This is a genomic window from Brevundimonas mediterranea (genome assembly GCF_011064825.1).
GTDB lineage: Bacteria > Pseudomonadota > Alphaproteobacteria > Caulobacterales > Caulobacteraceae > Brevundimonas > Brevundimonas mediterranea_A.
On the sequence record NZ_CP048751.1, the window covers coordinates 788,376 to 806,156 of the forward strand.

Consider the following 17,781-nt stretch of genomic DNA (forward strand, 5'->3'; position numbering starts at 1 on the left):
AGCAAAAATCCCCCTTAGCAATCTCGCAGATGCGAAGGTTTTACTGCAATCGCGTCTTACGCAAGGGGCTTGACCGTAAACGGTGCAACTTTCTTGCAACGGTCATTGAACAAAAGTTAAGTCCCGCATGATCATTGCATCATGCGGGACTAAAAGATCAAAATCGTGTTCTCGGCAACGATGTTCGCGGTACGATTTTCGCAGCCCGATCAGGTCAGGCCCAGTGCATCTGCACCCGATGCGCCGCCGCCCAGTGGATGGCGCGGATGGCGTCGATCACGGCCTCGGTCGCCGCGCGTGTGCCCAGGGCGCCGCCCAGGTCGGCGGTGACGGCGCCGGCCGCCAAAACTGCGGCGACGGCGGCCTCGATGGAATCGGCCTCGTCCTCCAGCTTCAGGCTGTGGCGCAGCAGAAGGGCCGCCGACAGGATGGTTCCGACCGGGTTGGCCAGATCCTGTCCGGCGATGTCCGGCGCCGAGCCGTGGATCGGCTCGAACAGGCCCGGCCCTTCGGTCCCCAGCGAGGCCGACGGCAGCAGACCGATCGAACCGCCCAGCACCGAGATCTCGTCCGACAGGATGTCGCCGAACATGTTCTCGGTCAGGATGACGTCGTATTCGCGCGGCTTGCGGATCAGGTGCATGGCCATGGAATCGACCAGGGCGTGCTCAAGCGCGATCTCGGGGAATTCCTCGGCGTGGATGCGGGTCACCACCTCGCGCCACAGGCGGCTGGTCTCCATGACATTGGCCTTGTCGACCGAGGTCACCTTGCCGCGCCGCTGGCGAGCGGTCTGGAAGGCGGCGCGGGTGACGCGCTCGATCTCCGGCACCGTATATTCGCACAGGTCGGTGGCGCGGTCGGCGGTGCGGGTCTTCTCGCCGAAATAGACGCCGCCGGTCAGTTCGCGGAAGACGATCAGATCGACGCCCTCGACGATCTCCTTCTTCAGCGGCGAACGGTGCGCCATCACTGGCGAGACCTGCAGCGGCCGCAGATTGGCGAACAGGCCCATGGCCTTGCGGATCGCCAACAGGCCTTCCTCGGGCCGGCGCTTGCCGCCGTCCCATTTGGGACCGCCGACGGCGCCCAGCAGAACCGCGTCGGCGGCGACGCAGGCGGCGCGGGTCGCCTCTGGCAGGGGCTCGCCCGTCTCGTCGATGGCGGCGCCGCCGATCAGATGTTCGGAGAAGTTGAAGCTGTGGCCATAGAAGTCGCCGATCACCGCCAGGACGTCGCGCGCGGCGCGCGTCACCTCCGGTCCGACGCCGTCGCCGGGCAACAGGACGATATTATAGGTCTTGGGGGCGGTGTTGGGCATCAGACGGTCTCTCTCGAACGCTCATAGGCTTCGATCTCAGGCAGGTTTGATTGCAGCCAGCCCAGGGTGTCCACCCCGTTCAGCAGGCATTCGCGCGCGAAGGATTCGACCGTAAACGACACGGGCTGAGCATTGCCGCGCCGGATCTGGCTGGCCTGGAGGTCGATCGTGACCGGCTGGTCCGGTTGCGACGCCAGATCGTCCCAGACGTCCTGGCTGACGACGATGGGCACCAGGCCGTTTTTCAACGCGTTAGATGTAAAAATGTCAGCGATCTCGGTCGAGATCACCGCCCGGAACCCATAGTCGTACAGGGCCCAGGGGGCGTGTTCGCGCGACGAGCCGCAGGCGAAATTCTTGCCCGCCAGCAGGATGCGATGCTCGGCCGGATCGATGCGGTTCAGGATGGCCTCGGGCTTCTCCGATCCGTCCGTCTCATAGCGCCAGTCATAAAAGGCCGCCTTGCCCAGCCCCTCGCGCGACGTCGTCGTCAGGAAGCGCGCGGGGATGATCTGGTCGGTGTCGATATTGGCCTGGCTGAGCGTCACCGTGCGGGAGGTCAGGACCTGAAAGGGCTCAGACATTTTGCGCTCCTACCGTCTCGCGCGCGGCGCTCGACTGCTTGAGGGCAGTCGCCTCCCGCAGATAGACGCGCGGATCGGTCAGCACCCCGGCCACCGCCGTCGCCGCCGCCGTCGCCGGACTGGCCAGGATGGTGCGGGCATCCTTGCCCTGGCGGCCTTCGAAATTGCGGTTCGAGGTCGAGACCGCCAACTGGCCGGGCGCGACGAAATCCCCGTTCATGGCGATACACATCGAACAGCCGGGGATACGCCATTCGGCGCCGGCGGCGATGAAGACCTCGTGCAGGCCTTCGGCCTCGGCGTCGCGACGCACGGCCTCCGAACCGGGAACCACCAGCATGCGCAGGCCCGGCTTGACCTTGCGGCCGCGCAGCACCTCTGCGGCGGCGCGCAGATCGGGCAGACGGCCGTTGGTGCACGAGCCGATGAAGACCACGTCCACCGGCTGGCTGGTCGTCGCCTCGCCGGCCGTGAAGCCCATATAGGCGATGGCCTTGCGGTCGCTGTCCGACTGGGGCTGGGGCACGGGCGTGCCGATCGGCGCGCCGGCGTCCGGCGTCGTGCCCCAGGTCGCCATGGGACGGATGGCGGCGCCGTCGATGACGACTTCCTTGTCGAAGCTCGCGCCCGGATCCGTGGCCAGCTTCAGCCATTCGGCCGTCGCCGCCGGATAGTCGGCGGGGACGTGCTTACGGCCGCGCAGCCAGTCGATGGTGGTCTGGTCCGGGGCGATCATGCCCGCGCGGGCGCCGGCCTCGATGGACATGTTGCACAGGGTCATACGCCCTTCCATGTCCAGCGACCGCACCGCCTCGCCGGCGTATTCAATGACATAGCCGGTGCCGCCGCCGAAGCCGATGGCGGCGATGACGGCCAGGGCGACGTCCTTGCCCGAGACGCCGGGCTGCAGTTGGCCGGTCACCGTCACCCGCATGGCCTTGGCCTTGCGCTGCAACAGGCACTGGGTCGCCAGCACATGGCCGACTTCGGACGTGCCGATGCCGAAGGCCAAAGCCCCGAAGGCGCCGTGTGTGGCGGTATGGCTGTCGCCGCAGACCACGGTCATGCCCGGCTGGGTCAGGCCCAGCTCCGGCCCCATGACATGGACCACGCCCCGGTCTTCGGAGCCCCAGCCCGCCAGCGGCACCCCATGAGCGGCGCAGTTCTTCTCCAGCCGATGCACCTGGGCCTCGGCCTGGGCGGTGACATAGGGTTTCAGCCCGTTCAGCCCCGCCGGCAGGGTCGGGGTCGAATGGTCCAGGGTCGCATAGGTCCGGTCGGGGCGGCGCACCTTCAGGCCGCGCGCCTCGATCTCGCTGAAGGCCTGAGGGCTGGTGACCTCATGGACCAGGTGCAGGTCGATATACAGAACCCCGGGCGTGTCGACCGTCTCGTTCCGCACGACGTGGGCGTCCCAGACCTTGTCGAACAGGGTTTTTGGATCAGGCATACTGGGCCACCGTCTCCGACACGCCGTCCACGGCGTCGATGATGGCGATCAGCTCCGCGTCGTTGATCTCGCCGATCTGGTCGGCGCGCTGCTTGAAGCCGGCGACCACCGCGACCAGACGCTCGCCCTCGATGGGACGGCCGATGGTCTCGGCGCGTTTGGCGATGGCGTGACGGCCCGAATGCTTGCCCAGCACGAACCAGCTGCCCTCGAAGCCCACGTCCTGGGGCCGCATGATCTCATAGGTGCGGCTGTCGGCCAGCATGCCGTGCTGGTGGATGCCGGCCTCGTGGGCGAAAGCATTGATGCCGACCACCGACTTGTTGCGGGCGATGACCGTCTCGGTGATCTCGCACAGGATCTTGGAGGCGCGCACCAGATGGCGGCTGTCGGAGCCGGTCGTGACGCCGTAACGGTCCTCGCGGACCTTCAGGGCCATGATGACTTCTTCGATCGAGGCGTTGCCGGCCCGTTCGCCGATGCCGTTGATTGCGCCCTCGACCTGGCGCGCCCCGCCCTCGACGGCGGCCAGGGAGTTGGCGACCGCCATGCCCAGGTCGTCGTGGCAGTGGGCCGAAAAGATCACATGCGGATGGCGCTTGTGGATCCGCGCCGCCAGGGCGCGGAAGGTCTCGCGCACCTCTTCCGGGGTGGCGTAACCGACGGTGTCGGGCACGTTCAGCGTCCGGGCGCCGGCGTCGGCGGCGGCCTCCAGCACATCGGCCAGGAATTCGGGCTCGGTGCGGAAGGCGTCTTCGGCCGAGAACTCGACGTCATCGAACAGGCTGGCGGCGTATTCGACCGACCGCACCGCCGTCGACAGCACCTCGTTGGTGGACATCTTCAGCTTGGCGGTGCGGTGGATCGGGCTGGTGCCGATGAAGGTGTGGCAGCGGCGATGCGACTTGGGCGCCGGCTGCAGGGCGCGGAAGGTGGCGTCGATGTCCTTTTCGTTGGCGCGCGACAGGGAGCAGAAGACCGGCCCCTCGACCTCGCCAGCCACGCGGCGGATGCAGTCTTCGTCGCCCGGCGAGGCGGCGGCGAAGCCGGCCTCGATAACGTCGACGCCCAGGTCCTTCAGGACCTGGGCCATCTTCACCTTGGCTTGGGCGCTCATGGAGAAGCCGGGCGCCTGTTCCCCGTCCCGCATCGTCGTGTCGAAGACGATGACCCGGTTGGGGTCGGCGGCGATCTCCTCAGTTCGGGATACGCCGGATACTCGTACTTTTTCGGCGGTCATTACGCGGCCTCGGATTGAATAATGTCGTTGCCGATGCGGCGCACGCCGAACAGGCGGTCGATCTGGCGGCCCAGATTCTCCATGCACCGGCCGGCGTCGCGGCCGCGCACGGTCAGGGAGATGCGGCGGAACGCCCCTTCGTCGGCCATGTTCATGCCGTCGATGTGGAAGCCGCGGCGCTCCACAAGGCCGATGAGACGCTGAAGCGAACCGTCCGCACGGTCGATCTGGATGTGGATCGTGTCGCTCATCTCAGGAGCCCTCCATCATTTCGGCGTTGCTCTTGCCCGGCGGAACCAGCGGCCAGACATTGTCTCGGGGATCAATGACCACATGGGCCAGGCAGGGGCCGTCGGCGGCCAGCAGGCGCTGGATGCCGTCCGACACCTGATCGCGGCGATCGATACGGAAGGCCTCGATGCCAAAGGCCTCGGCCACCTTCACGAAGTCCGGATTGTCGGACAGGTCGATCTCGGAATAGTTCTCGGCGAAGAACAGTTCCTGCCACTGGCGCACCAGGCCCAGCGAGGAATTGTCGATCAGCACGATCTTCAGCGGGATGCCGTAACGCTTCAGCGTCGCCAGCTCCTGGATGTTCATCATGAAGCCGCCGTCGCCGGCGATGGTGACGACGGTCGCGGACGGATCGGCCAGCTTGGCGCCGATGCCCGCAGGCAGGCCGAAACCCATGGCGCCCAGGCCGCCCGAGGTGATGTGGGCCTCGGGCTTGGAGAAGCGGCAGTGCATGGCCGCCCACATCTGGTGCTGGCCCACGTCGCAAGCGGCGACGAAGGCGTCGCCCGCCGCTTCGGACACTTCTTTCAGCAGGGCCGGGGCGTAGACCCCCTCGCCCGGCGCGTCATAGCGATAGGCGCTGGTCCGGGCGGCGTCGACGCACTCGTCGACCCAGGGCTGGATGTCCAGGGCCGGGCCGCCGGCCATGCGCGCCGTCAGGGCTTCGATCCCGTCCTTCAGCTCGCCGACGACCGCGACATTGGCCGCCCGCAGCTTGCCGACTTCGGAGGCGTCGATGTCGAAATGGACGATCCGGGCGTTGGGCGCGAACTCGGCCAGCTTGCCCGTGGCGCGGTCGTCGAACCGGGCGCCGACGACGATCAGCAGATCGCTGTCCTGGACCGCATGATTGGCGGCGCGGGCGCCGTGCATCCCCAGCATGCCCAGCATGCCAGGCGCATCGGTCGGGATGGTGCCCAGGGCGTTCAGGGTCGAGACCTGGGGGATGCCGGTCGCGGCGACGAAGGCGCGCAGGGCCTCGGTCGCGCGGCCGATCTTCACGCCGCCGCCGATATAGACCAACGGCTTCTTCGCGGCCCGGATCGCAGCCTCGGCGGCGGCCACGGCGTCGTGGTCGATGCGCGGCGTGTCGTTCGGAATGTGGAAGCCATAGTCGTCGCTGGTCGTGGCGAACTGCACGTCCTTGGGCAGATCGACCAGGACCGGACCGGGACGGCCCGAGGCGGCGATATGGAAGGCTTCTTCGATGGCGGCCGGAACATCGGCGGCGGACCGGACCAGGATCGAATGTTTCACGATCGGCAGGGTGACGCCCAGGATGTCGATCTCCTGGAAGGCGTCGGTCCCCATCAAGCCCTGGGCGACATTGCCGGTGATGCAGACCATCGGCACGGAATCCATCAGCGCATTGGCGATGCCGGTGATCAGATTGGTGGCGCCGGGGCCGGAGGTGGCCATGCACACCCCGACCTTGCCGCTCTTCCTCGCATAGGCGTCGGCGGCGAAGGCCGCGCCCTGCTCGTGGCGGACCAGGATGTGTTTCAGCTTCGATCCGGCCAGGGCGTCATAGACCGGCATGATGGCGCCGCCCGGATAACCGAACACCACCTCCACGCCCAGCCGCTCCAGGGTGGAGACCAGCAGGCGCGCCCCCGATTGGGGGACGGCCTCGGCTGAGGATTTGAAGGCGGCGGCGGTCATCAGGGTCATCCGGTCTATCGCTTACGGCTCAGGCCGCTTCGGACTTGGGGGTGTTCAGCCAGGCCATGCGCTCGCGCAGACGGGCGCCGACCTGTTCGATCTGGCTTTCGCGGTCCGCCTTCAGCCAGGCTTCGTACTGCGGCTTGCCGGCCTCGTTCTCGGCGATCCAGTTGCGCGCAAAGGTGCCGTCCTGGATCTCGTCCAGGATGGTCTTCATGCGGGCCTTGGTCTCTTCATTGACGACGCGCGGGCCGCTGGCGACGGCGCCGTATTTGGCGGTTTCCGAGATGAAGTGGTGCATCTTGGAGATGCCGCCTTCGTAGAACAGGTCCACGATCAGCTTCAGCTCGTGCAGGCATTCGAAATAGGCGATCTCGGGCTGGTAGCCGGCCTCGACCAGGGTGTTGAAGCCCTGCATCACCAGCTCCTTGGCGCCGCCGCACAGGACGGCCTGTTCGCCGAACAGATCGGTTTCGGTCTCTTCGCGGAAGGTGGTTTCCAGCAGGCCGCCGGTCGCGCCGCCGTTGCCCTTGGCGTAGCCCATGGCCCGGTCGCGGGCCTTGCCGGTGACGTCCTTCTCAATGGCGAACAGCGAAGGCACGCCGCGACCGCGCTGGAACTCGCGACGGACCAGATCGCCCGGTCCCTTGGGCGCGACCAGGATCACGTCCATGTCGGGACGCGGGGTGATGCGCTCGTAGATGATCGAGAAGCCGTGGGCGAACAGCAGGGCCGAGCCTTCCTTGGCGTTCGGCTCGATGATGTCGCGATAGACGTCGCCCTGGACCATGTCCGGGGTCAGGATGGCGATGATGTCGGCGCCCTTGACGGCCTCGGCCGGTTCGGCGGTCGGCACGCCGTCGGCGGTGGCGTGTTTCCAGCCCGTGCCGCCGTGACGGACGCCGGCGACGACGTCATGGCCGCTGTCCTTCAGGTTCTGCGCATGGGCGCGGCCTTGCGAGCCATAGCCGATTATGGCGATGCGCTGACCGGCGATGGCGCCCGGCTTGATGTCTTCGTTGGTGTAGATGGTGATGGCCATGAGAATTCAGGCGTCCTGAGCAGCAGCGGATTTGTGAGACGCCGGAACTTGAGCCGGCGGCGGGTTGGGAATGGTGACTGCGCCCTGGGCCGCCGAGGCGACCGAGGCGCGGTATTTGGCGAAGACACCTCGCGCCGGGCGGACCACGTGGGGCGTAAAGCCCGCCCGGCGCGTCGCCAGATCGACGTTGACGTCGATGCGGCGGTTGGTGACGTCGATGGTGATGCGGTCACCATCGCGAATGAGAGCGATCGGGCCGCCCACGGCGGCTTCCGGTGAGATGTGGCCGGCGACGAAGCCGTAGCTGGCGCCCGAGAAGCGGCCGTCGGTCAGCAGGGCGACATTGTCGATCTTGCGGCCCTTCAGAGCGGCGGTGACCTGCAGCATCTCGCGCATGCCCGGACCGCCCTTGGGCCCTTCGTAGCGGATGATGATGACGTCGCCTTCGCCGACCGAGCCGTCCTGGACCGCGTGGAAGGCGTCTTCCTCGCTGTCGAAGACGCAGGCCGGACCTTCGAACCTGTCGACCTTGTGGCCCGTCAACTTGATGACCGCGCCTTCCGGGGCGACGTCGCCATAGATGACGGCGAAGCTGCCGCGCTCCATGACCGGCGCGTCGAAGGTCGTCACCACCACCTGGCCGGGGGTCTCCTCGGCCTCTGCGGCTTCGGCGAACAGGCTGCGGCCGCTGACGGTCGGGGTGTTCACGATCTTGCCGGCCTCGGCCATGCGCTGCGTGACCAGACGGGTGCCGCCGGCGGCGAACAGGTGCGAGGCCAGGAAGCGGCCGCCCGGCTTCAGGTCGCAGATGACCGGCGCCTCGACACAGGCCTGGTGGCAGTCCTCGACGCCGAAATCGACCCCGGCCTCCGCCGCGATGGCCGTCAGGTGCATGACGGCGTTGGTCGAACCGCCCGAGGCGGAAACGGCTACGGCGGCGTTCTTCAGACTGGCGCGGGTGATGTATTTGCGGGCGGTGTCGCCGGCGAACACCCGCTCGACGATCAGGCGACCGCAGCGCTCGCCCTGGGCCGCCTTGCCCGGATCGACCGCCGGCACGTCATTGGCGCCCATGGGCGAGATGCCCATGACCGACAGGGCCATGGCCATGGTGTTGGCCGTGAACTGGCCGCCGCAGGCGCCGGCGCCGGGGCAGACTGCGCTCTCGACCGCCTTCAGCCCCGCGTCGTCCAGCGTCCCGGCCGAATGGGCGCCGATGGCCTCGAACACCTCCTGGACCGAGACCTCCCTGGACCCGATCACGCCGGGCATGATGGTGCCGCCGTAATAGACCAGGCCGGGGATATCCATCCGGGCCAGGGCCATGGCCGCCGCGGGAATGGTCTTGTCGCAGCCGACGATGCAGACCACGCCGTCCAGTTGATGGCCCTCGATGGCCAGTTCGATGGAGTCGGCGACGACCTCGCGGCTGATCAGCGAGGCCTTCATGCCCGCCGTGCCCATCGAGATGCCGTCGGTGACGACGATGGTGTTGAAATCGACCGGATAGCCGCCCGCTGCGACGATGCCGGCGCGCACATCCTTGGCCAGGCGGTCCAGGTGCATGTTGCACGGCGTGACCGTCGACCAGGTGTTGACGATGCCGATCATCGGCTTGTCGAAGTCGGCGTCCTGCATGCCGGCGGCGCGCAGATACGAGCGGGCGGCGGCCCGGTTCGGACCATGCGTCACCGCCGCGCTGCGCGCATTGGGCTTGTTGGGTTCTGAGGTAGAATCTTGCGTCATCGGTCCGGTTCTTTTTGAACCGCCAAGCACGAAAAACCCCGCTTCCTTTCGGGAGCGGGGTGGTGCGAGGCGATCCTGAGTGTGTCTAGGTCAGGTCGCGTGCATCCACGCCGCTTGCGTAAGCAGGCCGAGAAGTACGAGGAGAATGAGGAATACAGGGCTTTCCAGACCGATCGGCGCGCGAACGGTCGCTGCCGCCTGAGCGGTGCATCCCTTCATCATGTCGCGCGTCATCGTGGCCACGGGGGCTCCCTGTTCTGACGCCAAGAAACCATACCGGCCGGAGTCGCACAACCCCTGTCGCAAAAATTTTGCTCAACGAGGACGAAACCGCCCCGACAGGGGTGTTTCTTGCCTGACACGGTCCCGCCAACCCAAACCGTAACGCTTGCTCACGCCATGTTAGGGCTAAGGCGCGGCGGCGGGGTTGAAACCGGGGCGCGACAGTTCCATTGAGACGCCAACAACATAATCGTTCAGAGGAGCCTCCCCATGACCGTTCGCGTCGCCATCAATGGTTTCGGCCGCATCGGCCGTCTCGTCCTTCGCTCGATCATTGAGCACGGCCGCACGGACATCGAAGTGGTGGCGATCAACGATCTGGGTCCGGTCGAGACCAACGCCCACCTGTTCCGCTATGACTCGGTGCACGGTCGCTTCCCCGGCACGGTGACTTCGGGCGAAGACTGGATCGACGTCGGCACGGGCAAGATCAAGGTCACGGCCGAGCGCGATCCGGCCAACCTGCCGCATGCCGAGCTGAAGGTGGACATCGCCTTCGAATGCACCGGCATCTTCACCTCCAAGGACAAGGCCAGCGCCCACCTGAAGGCCGGCGCCAAGCGCGTCCTGGTCTCGGCCCCCGCCGAGGGCGCCGACAAGACCATCGTCTTCAAGGTCAACCACGACACCCTGACCGCCGACGACATCGTCGTCTCGAACGGCTCCTGCACCACCAACGCCCTGGCCCCCGTCGCCAAGGTGCTGAACGACCTGTTCGGCATCGAGCGCGGCTACATGACCACCATCCACTCCTACACCGGCGACCAGCCGACGCTGGATACGATGCACAAGGACCTGTACCGCGCCCGCGCCGCCGCCCTGTCGATGATCCCGACCTCGACCGGCGCCGCCAAGGCCCTGGGGCTGGTTCTGCCGGAACTGAAGGGCAAGCTGGACGGCTCGTCGATCCGCGTCCCCACCCCGAACGTCTCGGTCGTCGATCTGAAGGTCGTCTCCGGTCGCGACACCTCGGCCGACGAGATCAACGCCGCGCTTCAGGCCGCCGCCGACGGCCCGATGAAGGGCGTCCTGTTCACGACCACCGATCCGCTGGTCTCCAGCGACCTGAACCACATCGCCGCTTCGTCCACCGCCGCCCTGCCCCAAACCCAGGTCGTCGACGGCAAGCTGGCCCGCGTGCTCAGCTGGTACGACAACGAATGGGGCTTCGCGACCCGCATGGCCGACACGGCGCTGGTGATGGCGAAGTTCCTGTAAGATCGCACCGAGAACCCCGGCATGCTTCTATTCTTAGGACTGCCGGGGTTTTTACTTTTCGCATGGCTTTCACTGCCTTGGTCGCTGCTCGCCATCGCCTTTTGGGGCGCTATGGTCTGGTTAGGACTGCGCAAGATTGAGCTTGGGCCGTTGACGGATGGAGCGTTCGTCATTCGAGGCTGCGCCGTCGCAGCATTGCTCTTCTTCGGAACAGCCATCCCTTTTTTGACTGGAAACTGGCCTGATCCAGTCGCCCCTTTTGCTTGGTTCGCCGTTCCTGTCCTTCTCACGGGACTCGCTATTTCGGCCTATCGCGATCATGCGAAAAGCGGCCGACATTTCATCGCAGTCGCCGCTCCGGTCGTCGCACTGCAAGTTCAACTGATGATCCACGGCGCTCTGCTCTGGATCGGACACATCTTTTCTGGGGGCAGCCCGATATGACCTTCCGCACTCTCGACGACGCCAAGGATCTCGCCGGCAAGACGGCCCTGGTCCGCGTGGACTTCAACGTCCCGATGGAGGACGGCAAGGTCACGGACGACACCCGTCTGCGGGTCGCCCTGCCGACGATCCAGCGGCTGCGTGACGCCGGCGCCAAGGTCGCCCTGCTGGCCCACTTCGACCGCCCCAAGGGCCAGCGCGTCCCGTCGATGAGCCTGAAGCCTGTCGTGGATGATTTGGAGAACCTGCTCGGCGCTCCCGTCCGCTTCGCCGACGACTGCATCGGTCCGGACGCCGTGGACGCCATCCGAGACCTGGACGCCGGCGGCGTGGTCCTGCTGGAGAACGTCCGCTTCCACGCGGCGGAAGAGGCCAATGACCCGGTCTTCGCCCAGAAGCTGGCCGATCTGGGCGACCTCTATGTCAACGACGCCTTCTCGGCCGCCCACCGCGCCCACGCCTCGACGGAAGGGATCGCGCACCACCTGCCCGCCTATGCCGGCGAATCCATGCGCCGCGAGTTGGACGCCCTGGACGCCGCCCTGGGCAATCCGCAGAAGCCGGTTCTGGGCATCGTCGGCGGCGCCAAGGTCTCGACCAAGCTGGACCTGCTGAAGAACCTGGTCGGCAAGCTGGACCGGCTGGCCATCGGCGGCGGCATGGCCAACACCTTCCTGTTCGCCCAGGGGATCGACATCGGCGGCTCGCTGGCTGAACGCGACATGGCCGACACGGCCCGCGAGATCATGGCCGAGGCCGAGGCGAAGGGCTGCAAACTGCTGCTGCCGGTCGATTTCGTGGTCGCGACCGAGGTCAAGCCCGGCGCCGCATCCCGCCCCGTCATCGCCGGCGCCGCCCTGTCGGCCGACGACAAGATCCTCGACGCCGGCCCCGCCACGGTCGCGCGGCTGCTGGACGCCCTGACGGCTTCGAAGACCCTGATCTGGAACGGCCCCCTGGGCGTGTTCGAGGTGCCGCCCTTCGACGCCGCCACCGTGACCGTCGCCCGCCATGCGGCCGCGCTGGCCAAGGCCGGTGTTCTGGTCGCCGTAGGCGGCGGCGGCGACACGGTCTCGGCCCTGAACCACGCCGGCGTATCGGACGACATGACCTTCGTCTCCACCGCCGGCGGCGCCTTCCTGGAATGGATGGAGGGCAAGCCCCTGCCCGGCGTCGAAGCCCTGCGCGTCTGATCGGCGGCGGTGCAGGCGGATCACGCCTGCACTGCGGCTTTCTGAATTCGCGCTGAAACGGCTGTAACGCGGCGTGACTTCGTCACGCCTCGCCGCTAGTCTCTTGCCCAATCAAAAAAGACTATTCGGCTCAGGAGACTATCCATGGCGCGCATCACGCTGCGACAGCTGCTCGACCACGCGGCAGAGAACGACTACGGCCTGCCGGCCTACAACATCAACAATATGGAACAGGGTCTGGCGATCATGGAGGCGGCCCACGAGGTCAACGCCCCCGTCATCATCCAGGCCTCGCGCGGCGCCCGGAACTACGCCAACGACGTGGTTCTGGCCAAGCTGATCGACGCCCTGGCCGAACTCTATCCCGACATCCCGGTCTGCATGCACCAGGACCACGGCAACGGCCCCGCCACCTGCGCCACCGCCATCCAGTACGGCTTCACCTCGGTGATGATGGACGGATCGCTGGAGGAGGACGCCAAGACCCCCGCCTCCTACGAATACAATGTCGAGGTCACGCGCCGCGTCACCGAAATGGCCCATGCCTGCGGCGTCTCGGTCGAGGGCGAACTGGGCGTGCTGGGCTCGCTGGAGACCGGCATGGGCGAGGCCGAGGACGGCCACGGCTTCGAGGGCAAGCTGGACCATTCGCAACTGCTGACCGATCCCGACCAGGCCGTCGATTTCGTCGCCGCCACCAAGGTCGACGCCCTGGCCATCGCCATGGGCACCAGCCACGGCGCCTACAAGTTCAGCAAGAAGCCGGACGGCGACATCCTGGCCATGAATGTGATCGAGGACATCCACCGCCGCCTGCCCAACACCCACCTGGTGATGCACGGCAGCTCGTCGGTGCCGCAGGACCTGCAGGACATTATCAACCAGTACGGCGGCGAAATGCCCCAGACTTGGGGCGTGCCGGTCGAGGAGATCCAGCGCGGCATCAAGCACGGCGTGCGCAAGGTCAATATCGACACGGACAACCGCATGGCCATCACCGGCGCCATCCGTAAGGCCCTGATGGAGAATCCCCGGGAGTTCGATCCCCGCGCCTATCTGAAACCCGCCAAGGCGGCCATGAAGAAGCTCTGCATGGAGCGCTACCAGCAGTTCGGCTGCGAGGGCCAGGCCTCTCGGATCCGCCCCCTGTCCACCGCCCAGATGGCCCGCCGCTACGCCTCGGGCGACCTTGACCCGTCCTTCCGCGGCGCCGCCGTCAAGGCCGCCTGATCAATCAGAACACCGGGTAGCGGCCGCTCAGTTCGCCGCGCACCTGGCGCAGGTCCCACTCTGCGCGGTCCAGCGCGTCGCGCGCCTCACGGGCGTTGCGACGCGCACTGCGGATTTCCCCGCGCACCTCGTCGATCCGGTCGCGAATTCGCTGTTTCTCGTCATCCGTCAGGCCGTCCGACCGGAGTTCGCGCTGCTTGGCGTCAAGCTTGTCCTCCCGGTCCTCGATGCGAGCCTCGGCGCTGCTCAGCGCGCTTTCGGCGCTTGCAACCGCCGCCTCGACCTCGTGCAGCCTGCGCCCGTCATTGTAGGCAGGCAGAAACTCCGCCTCCTCCTCGGGTCGGCAGACGCCGTAATAGGTGTTGCCCGCCCGCCCCTCGGTCCAGCCCCGCTGGAAGGTGCAATAGGTCCTGAGCCCGTCCTGGCGCGCCGATCCATAGGCCGCCGGATTGGGCCCCACCTGATATTTTTCGCAGGCCTTGGCATGATCGTCCAGCCGGCTCATCGGATAGCCTGCCGCCCCGTCGGCATAGCCCTTTTCACCCCAGGCGCCCGCCAGACATTCGTCCTTGCTCATGGTCGAGCAACTGCCCAGCAGCGCCGCTGCGGCGATCCCGCCGCCCGTGATCAGAAAACGCTTCATCGGATTCCCCTACGCCCCCAAGCTTCACTATCGACCGACGACGGGGCCTCGCGCAAGCCGCGCGCCGTGCTAGGGAGCCCCGGTGTCCGACCCTGATCTGATCGACGAAGAAGACCTGTCACCGCCCCTCGCCCCCGCCGAGGTGCTGGAGGCCCGCCTCGATGCGCCCGGGGTTCGCCTGGACAAGGCCCTGGCCGAGGCCTTCCCGACCCTGTCGCGCGCCCGGCTCCAGGCCCTGCTCGCGGAAGGCGCCGTCCGTCGCGACGGCCTGGTCCTGACCGCCGGCTCCGCCAAGGCCCAGCCCGGCCTCTATGTCGTCGCCCTGCCGCCCGTCGCCCCGGCCACGCCTCAGCCCGAAGCCATCCCCCTGACCGTCCTCTACGAGGACGCGGATCTGATCGTCATCGACAAGCCCGCCGGCATGGCCGCCCACCCGGCGCCGGGCTGCGAGACAGGCACCCTGGTCAACGCCCTCCTGGCCCACTGCGGCGACAGCCTGTCGGGCATCGGCGGCGTCGCCCGCCCCGGCATCGTCCATCGCCTGGACAAGGACACCTCCGGCGTCATGGTCGCCGCCAAGACCGACCGCGCCCATCAGGGCCTGTCCGCCCTGTTCGCGACCCACGACATCGAACGCACCTATATCGCCCTGACGCGCGGCGCCCCGTCTCCGTCCAGAGGCCGGATCGAAACCCGCATCGGACGCTCGACGGGCGACCGCAAGAAGATAGCCGTGCTGAAGGCTGGAGGACGCGAGGCGATCACCGACTATGTCGTCCAGGCGATCTTCGGCGAACCGGCCAAAGCGAGCGGCGCGCCCCTCGCCGCCCGCGTCGCCTGCACCCTGCACACCGGCCGCACGCACCAGATCCGCGTCCACCTGTCGTCCAAGGGTTCCCCCATACTTGGAGACGCGACCTATGGCTCGGGCAGCCCCGCCGCCGCCGTCCGGGCTGTGGTCGCCGAGGCCGGCCTGGCCCGCCAGGCCCTGCACGCGGCTGTCCTGGGCTTCGTTCATCCGGTCACCGGCGAAACCCTCCGCTTCGAGACCCCGCCTCCCGCCGACATGGTGCGGCTCGAAGCCCTTCTCTCCGACCTCTGAGGCCCCCATGCTCGACCCGGACATCCGCGACAACGCCGAGCTCAACCGTTACGAACTGCCCGTCGATGGCGAGGTGGCGGTCGTCACCTACAACCTGTCTCCGCCGAACCTGATGATCACGGAGACCCTGGTCCCCGAACGTCTTGAGGGCCAGGGCATCGCCAGCCGCCTGGCGAAACACGTCCTCGCCGACGCCAGGGCCCGCGACCTGCTCATCCTGCCGGTCTGCCCCTTCTTCTCCGCCTATCTTCAGAAACATCCCGAATACGCGGACGTCGTCCATCCAACCTATCGAGGCTTGCTGGGAATTTGAGGCCGTGTGGCCGAGCCAGACTGCACCCGACAAGTCCGTCTTGAATTGAAACTGACTTCGGTTTATACAGGCCTCTGGCCGGCACGAGTGGCGCCCGGGCCACGGTCACGCTTTCGTGTGACCGCCCGCCCCTAAAAACGGCGGCAACCCATCGCTACTTCATCGGTTGAGGGGTGAGACGTCGGCGCACATGGGTGGCCGATGTCGAAGCGCCCGCTCGTTTTGACGGTCGGAGGGACCATATGGCTGCCAATAGTACGCTCGCGGTGATGTCGCCTGAACAAGGCCTGTCGCGTTATCTGACGGAAATCCGCAAATTCCCGATGCTGACCAAGGACGAGGAGTTCATGCTCGCCAAGCGTTGGTCGGAACACCAGGATCCCGAAGCCGCCCACCGTCTCGTGACCTCGCACCTTCGTCTCGTGGCCAAGATCGCCATGGGGTATCGCGGCTACGGCCTGCCGATCGGCGAAGTGATTTCCGAGGGCAATGTCGGCCTGATGCAGGCCGTCAAGAAATTCGACCCGGACAAGGGCTTCCGCCTGGCCACCTACGCCATGTGGTGGATCCGCGCCTCGATCCAGGAATACATCCTGCGCAGCTGGTCGCTGGTGAAGATGGGCACCACCGCCGCCCAGAAGAAGCTGTTCTTCAACCTGCGCAAGGCCAAGAGCCAGATCTCGGCCTTCGAGGAAGGCGACCTGCACCCCGAACACCTCGCCGCCATCGCCACCAAACTGGGCGTCAGCGAGGAAGAGGTCACCAATATGAACCGCCGTCTCGGCGGCGACGCCTCGCTGAATGCGCCGCTGCGCGCCGACGGCGAAAGCGAATGGCAGGACTGGCTGGCGGACGACACGGCCGTCTCCCAGGAGACCCAGCTGGCCGACGACGAGGAAAAGGGCATCCGCATGAGCCTCCTGCAAGAGGCCATGGAAGAGCTGACGGACCGCGAGAAACACATTCTGACGGAACGCCGCCTCAAGGACGATCCCGTCACTCTGGAAGAACTGGCCGGCCAGTACGGCGTCTCGCGCGAGCGCGTCCGTCAGATCGAGGTCCGCGCTTTCGAGAAGCTGCAGAAAGCCATGCGCGCCGCCGCCGAGGAACGGAACCTGGTCGACGCCTGACACACGGCTGTCGCGCCTCCCGCTCAAGCGGCGGGGGGCGCGATAGGGTTTCTCAGGATGCTCGCGCCATCTGCGCCGGCGCCGGCTGAACCAGGGCCATGATCGCCCCGATGGGCTGGGCCAGACCGCCCTTTGTGACGGCGCCGGCGCCCATGAAGGCTTCCAGCCCGCCCGCTGCGATCGCCAGCTTGGCGTCGCCGGTCTTGACCGCCACGGTCTTCAGCGTCTGGGCCTGTTGGCGAATGGCGCGCATGGCCTGAGCCGGGTCCTGATCAAACTGGCTCATCGCCGCCACCAGGATGCGCAGCGCCTGATCCTTGACGTCGACAGGCCCGTCTGTCGATCCGTCGGCCCGGCGCTTGCGTGCGCCTGAATATTCGCCCGAGTTGAACCGGCGCCGATCCGGCCCGACATAGCCGACCGCCTCGACCCAGGGCCGTGACTTCAATGCGACGTTCTCGACCCGTTTGAACAGGTCGCCGGTCGTATAGGGTTTGCGCAGAAACTCATGCACCCCGGCGTCGCGCGCGCCCTTGATGGCGGCGGCGGTCGCCTCACCCGTCACCATGATGACCGGCGCCATACGGCAGCTCATCGACGACCGACGCACGCGCCGCGTCAGGGTTTCCCCATTCAAGGCCTCGCCCGAACGTTCGGTGAAGATGACGCCCGGCTCGACGTCGCGCAGCAGCTCCAACGCCCGTTCTTCATCGCTCTCGGTATAGACCTCGCGCGCGCCCAGCCCCTTCATGATGTCGGACAGCAACCGCGCCGACGCCGCGTTCGGTTCGACGATCACGATCCGCCGCACAGCGGGTTCGAGACGGCTCAGGGTTCTGGCGTCGGCGGTGAACAAGGCTTCTGCTCCGGTTTCACCCGCAGGCTTA

General features: G+C 66.9%; 18 protein-coding genes. 7 read left to right on the forward strand and 11 right to left on the reverse strand.

The genetic code is table 11. The annotated features are described in order from the left end of the window. Window positions 1-214: 214 nt before the first annotated feature. The 9 genes from leuB to GYM46_RS03940 form a co-directional block, all read right to left on the reverse strand. Window positions 215-1,321: a 3-isopropylmalate dehydrogenase gene (gene leuB / locus GYM46_RS03900; protein ID WP_008264195.1), complete on the reverse strand. Its 1,107-nt coding sequence runs from the start codon at window positions 1,319-1,321 to the stop codon at window positions 215-217. After that, the gene (gene leuD / locus GYM46_RS03905) at window positions 1,321-1,905 is read right to left on the reverse strand and encodes a 3-isopropylmalate dehydratase small subunit (RefSeq protein WP_008260476.1); all 585 of its coding nucleotides are present in this window, start codon (window positions 1,903-1,905) and stop codon (window positions 1,321-1,323) included. Before leuD ends, leuB begins: the two co-directional genes overlap by 1 nt. Then, window positions 1,898-3,355, reverse strand: a complete 1,458-nt coding sequence (gene leuC / locus GYM46_RS03910; RefSeq protein WP_008258729.1) for a 3-isopropylmalate dehydratase large subunit — start codon at window positions 3,353-3,355, stop codon at window positions 1,898-1,900. Before leuC ends, leuD begins: the two co-directional genes overlap by 8 nt. After that, window positions 3,348-4,595 (reverse strand): 2-isopropylmalate synthase, encoded by a 1,248-nt coding sequence (locus GYM46_RS03915; RefSeq protein ID WP_008258930.1) that lies wholly within the window; start codon window positions 4,593-4,595, stop codon window positions 3,348-3,350. Before GYM46_RS03915 ends, leuC begins: the two co-directional genes overlap by 8 nt. Then, window positions 4,595-4,846 (reverse strand): ACT domain-containing protein, encoded by a 252-nt coding sequence (locus tag GYM46_RS03920; RefSeq protein ID WP_008261070.1) that lies wholly within the window; start codon window positions 4,844-4,846, stop codon window positions 4,595-4,597. The genes GYM46_RS03915 and GYM46_RS03920 overlap by 1 nt, the downstream gene beginning before the upstream one ends. Before the next feature lies 1 nt (window position 4,847). After that, window positions 4,848-6,560 carry an acetolactate synthase 2 catalytic subunit gene (gene ilvG / locus GYM46_RS03925; protein WP_008263606.1) on the reverse strand — a complete coding sequence of 571 codons (1,713 nt, stop codon included), beginning with the start codon at window positions 6,558-6,560 and terminating at the stop codon, window positions 4,848-4,850. 19 nt (window positions 6,561-6,579) lie between these two features. Next, a complete protein-coding gene (gene ilvC / locus GYM46_RS03930) occupies window positions 6,580-7,593 on the reverse strand; it encodes a ketol-acid reductoisomerase (RefSeq protein ID WP_008260071.1) in 1,014 nt (337 codons plus the stop codon). Between the two features lie 6 nt (window positions 7,594-7,599). Next, a complete protein-coding gene (locus tag GYM46_RS03935) occupies window positions 7,600-9,339 on the reverse strand; it encodes a dihydroxy-acid dehydratase (RefSeq protein WP_008263855.1) in 1,740 nt (579 codons plus the stop codon). 90 nt (window positions 9,340-9,429) lie between these two features. Next, complete coding sequence (locus GYM46_RS03940; protein ID WP_154725852.1) at window positions 9,430-9,582, reverse strand: hypothetical protein; 153 nt, start codon at window positions 9,580-9,582, stop codon at window positions 9,430-9,432. Between the two features lie 249 nt (window positions 9,583-9,831). On the opposite strand from GYM46_RS03940, the gene gap reads away from it, so the two are divergent. The 4 genes from gap (at window position 9,832) to fba (ending at window position 13,706) form a co-directional block, all read left to right on the forward strand. Then, the gene (gap, locus tag GYM46_RS03945) at window positions 9,832-10,839 is read left to right on the forward strand and encodes a type I glyceraldehyde-3-phosphate dehydrogenase (RefSeq protein WP_008261031.1); all 1,008 of its coding nucleotides are present in this window, start codon (window positions 9,832-9,834) and stop codon (window positions 10,837-10,839) included. Window positions 10,840-10,860: 21 nt separating this feature from the next. Next, entirely contained in the window at window positions 10,861-11,283 is a 423-nt protein-coding gene (locus GYM46_RS03950) for a hypothetical protein (RefSeq protein WP_154725853.1), read from the forward strand. After that, window positions 11,280-12,476 carry a phosphoglycerate kinase gene (locus GYM46_RS03955; protein ID WP_008260654.1) on the forward strand — a complete coding sequence of 399 codons (1,197 nt, stop codon included), beginning with the start codon at window positions 11,280-11,282 and terminating at the stop codon, window positions 12,474-12,476. Before GYM46_RS03950 ends, GYM46_RS03955 begins: the two co-directional genes overlap by 4 nt. A gap of 144 nt (window positions 12,477-12,620) precedes the next feature. Beyond that, a complete protein-coding gene (fba, locus tag GYM46_RS03960) occupies window positions 12,621-13,706 on the forward strand; it encodes a class II fructose-bisphosphate aldolase (protein ID WP_008259251.1) in 1,086 nt (361 codons plus the stop codon). A 4-nt stretch (window positions 13,707-13,710) separates the two neighbouring features. Here the strand turns inward: fba and GYM46_RS03965 are convergent, their stop codons facing one another. Beyond that, the gene (locus GYM46_RS03965; protein ID WP_008262604.1) at window positions 13,711-14,349 is read right to left on the reverse strand and encodes a DUF2799 domain-containing protein; all 639 of its coding nucleotides are present in this window, start codon (window positions 14,347-14,349) and stop codon (window positions 13,711-13,713) included. 82 nt (window positions 14,350-14,431) lie between these two features. On the opposite strand from GYM46_RS03965, the gene GYM46_RS03970 reads away from it, so the two are divergent. The 3 genes from GYM46_RS03970 (at window position 14,432) to rpoH (ending at window position 16,894) form a co-directional block, all read left to right on the forward strand. Then, a complete protein-coding gene (locus GYM46_RS03970; protein WP_008260881.1) occupies window positions 14,432-15,451 on the forward strand; it encodes an RluA family pseudouridine synthase in 1,020 nt (339 codons plus the stop codon). Between the two features lie 7 nt (window positions 15,452-15,458). After that, a complete protein-coding gene (locus tag GYM46_RS03975; RefSeq protein ID WP_008260449.1) occupies window positions 15,459-15,764 on the forward strand; it encodes a GNAT family N-acetyltransferase in 306 nt (101 codons plus the stop codon). A gap of 242 nt (window positions 15,765-16,006) precedes the next feature. After that, window positions 16,007-16,894, forward strand: a complete 888-nt coding sequence (rpoH, locus tag GYM46_RS03980) for an RNA polymerase sigma factor RpoH (RefSeq protein ID WP_081836252.1) — start codon at window positions 16,007-16,009, stop codon at window positions 16,892-16,894. Between the two features lie 52 nt (window positions 16,895-16,946). Here rpoH and GYM46_RS03985 read toward each other — a convergent pair whose 3' ends face one another. Next, window positions 16,947-17,750 carry a response regulator gene (locus GYM46_RS03985; protein ID WP_008264315.1) on the reverse strand — a complete coding sequence of 268 codons (804 nt, stop codon included), beginning with the start codon at window positions 17,748-17,750 and terminating at the stop codon, window positions 16,947-16,949. Between the last annotated feature and the right edge of the window lie 31 nt (window positions 17,751-17,781).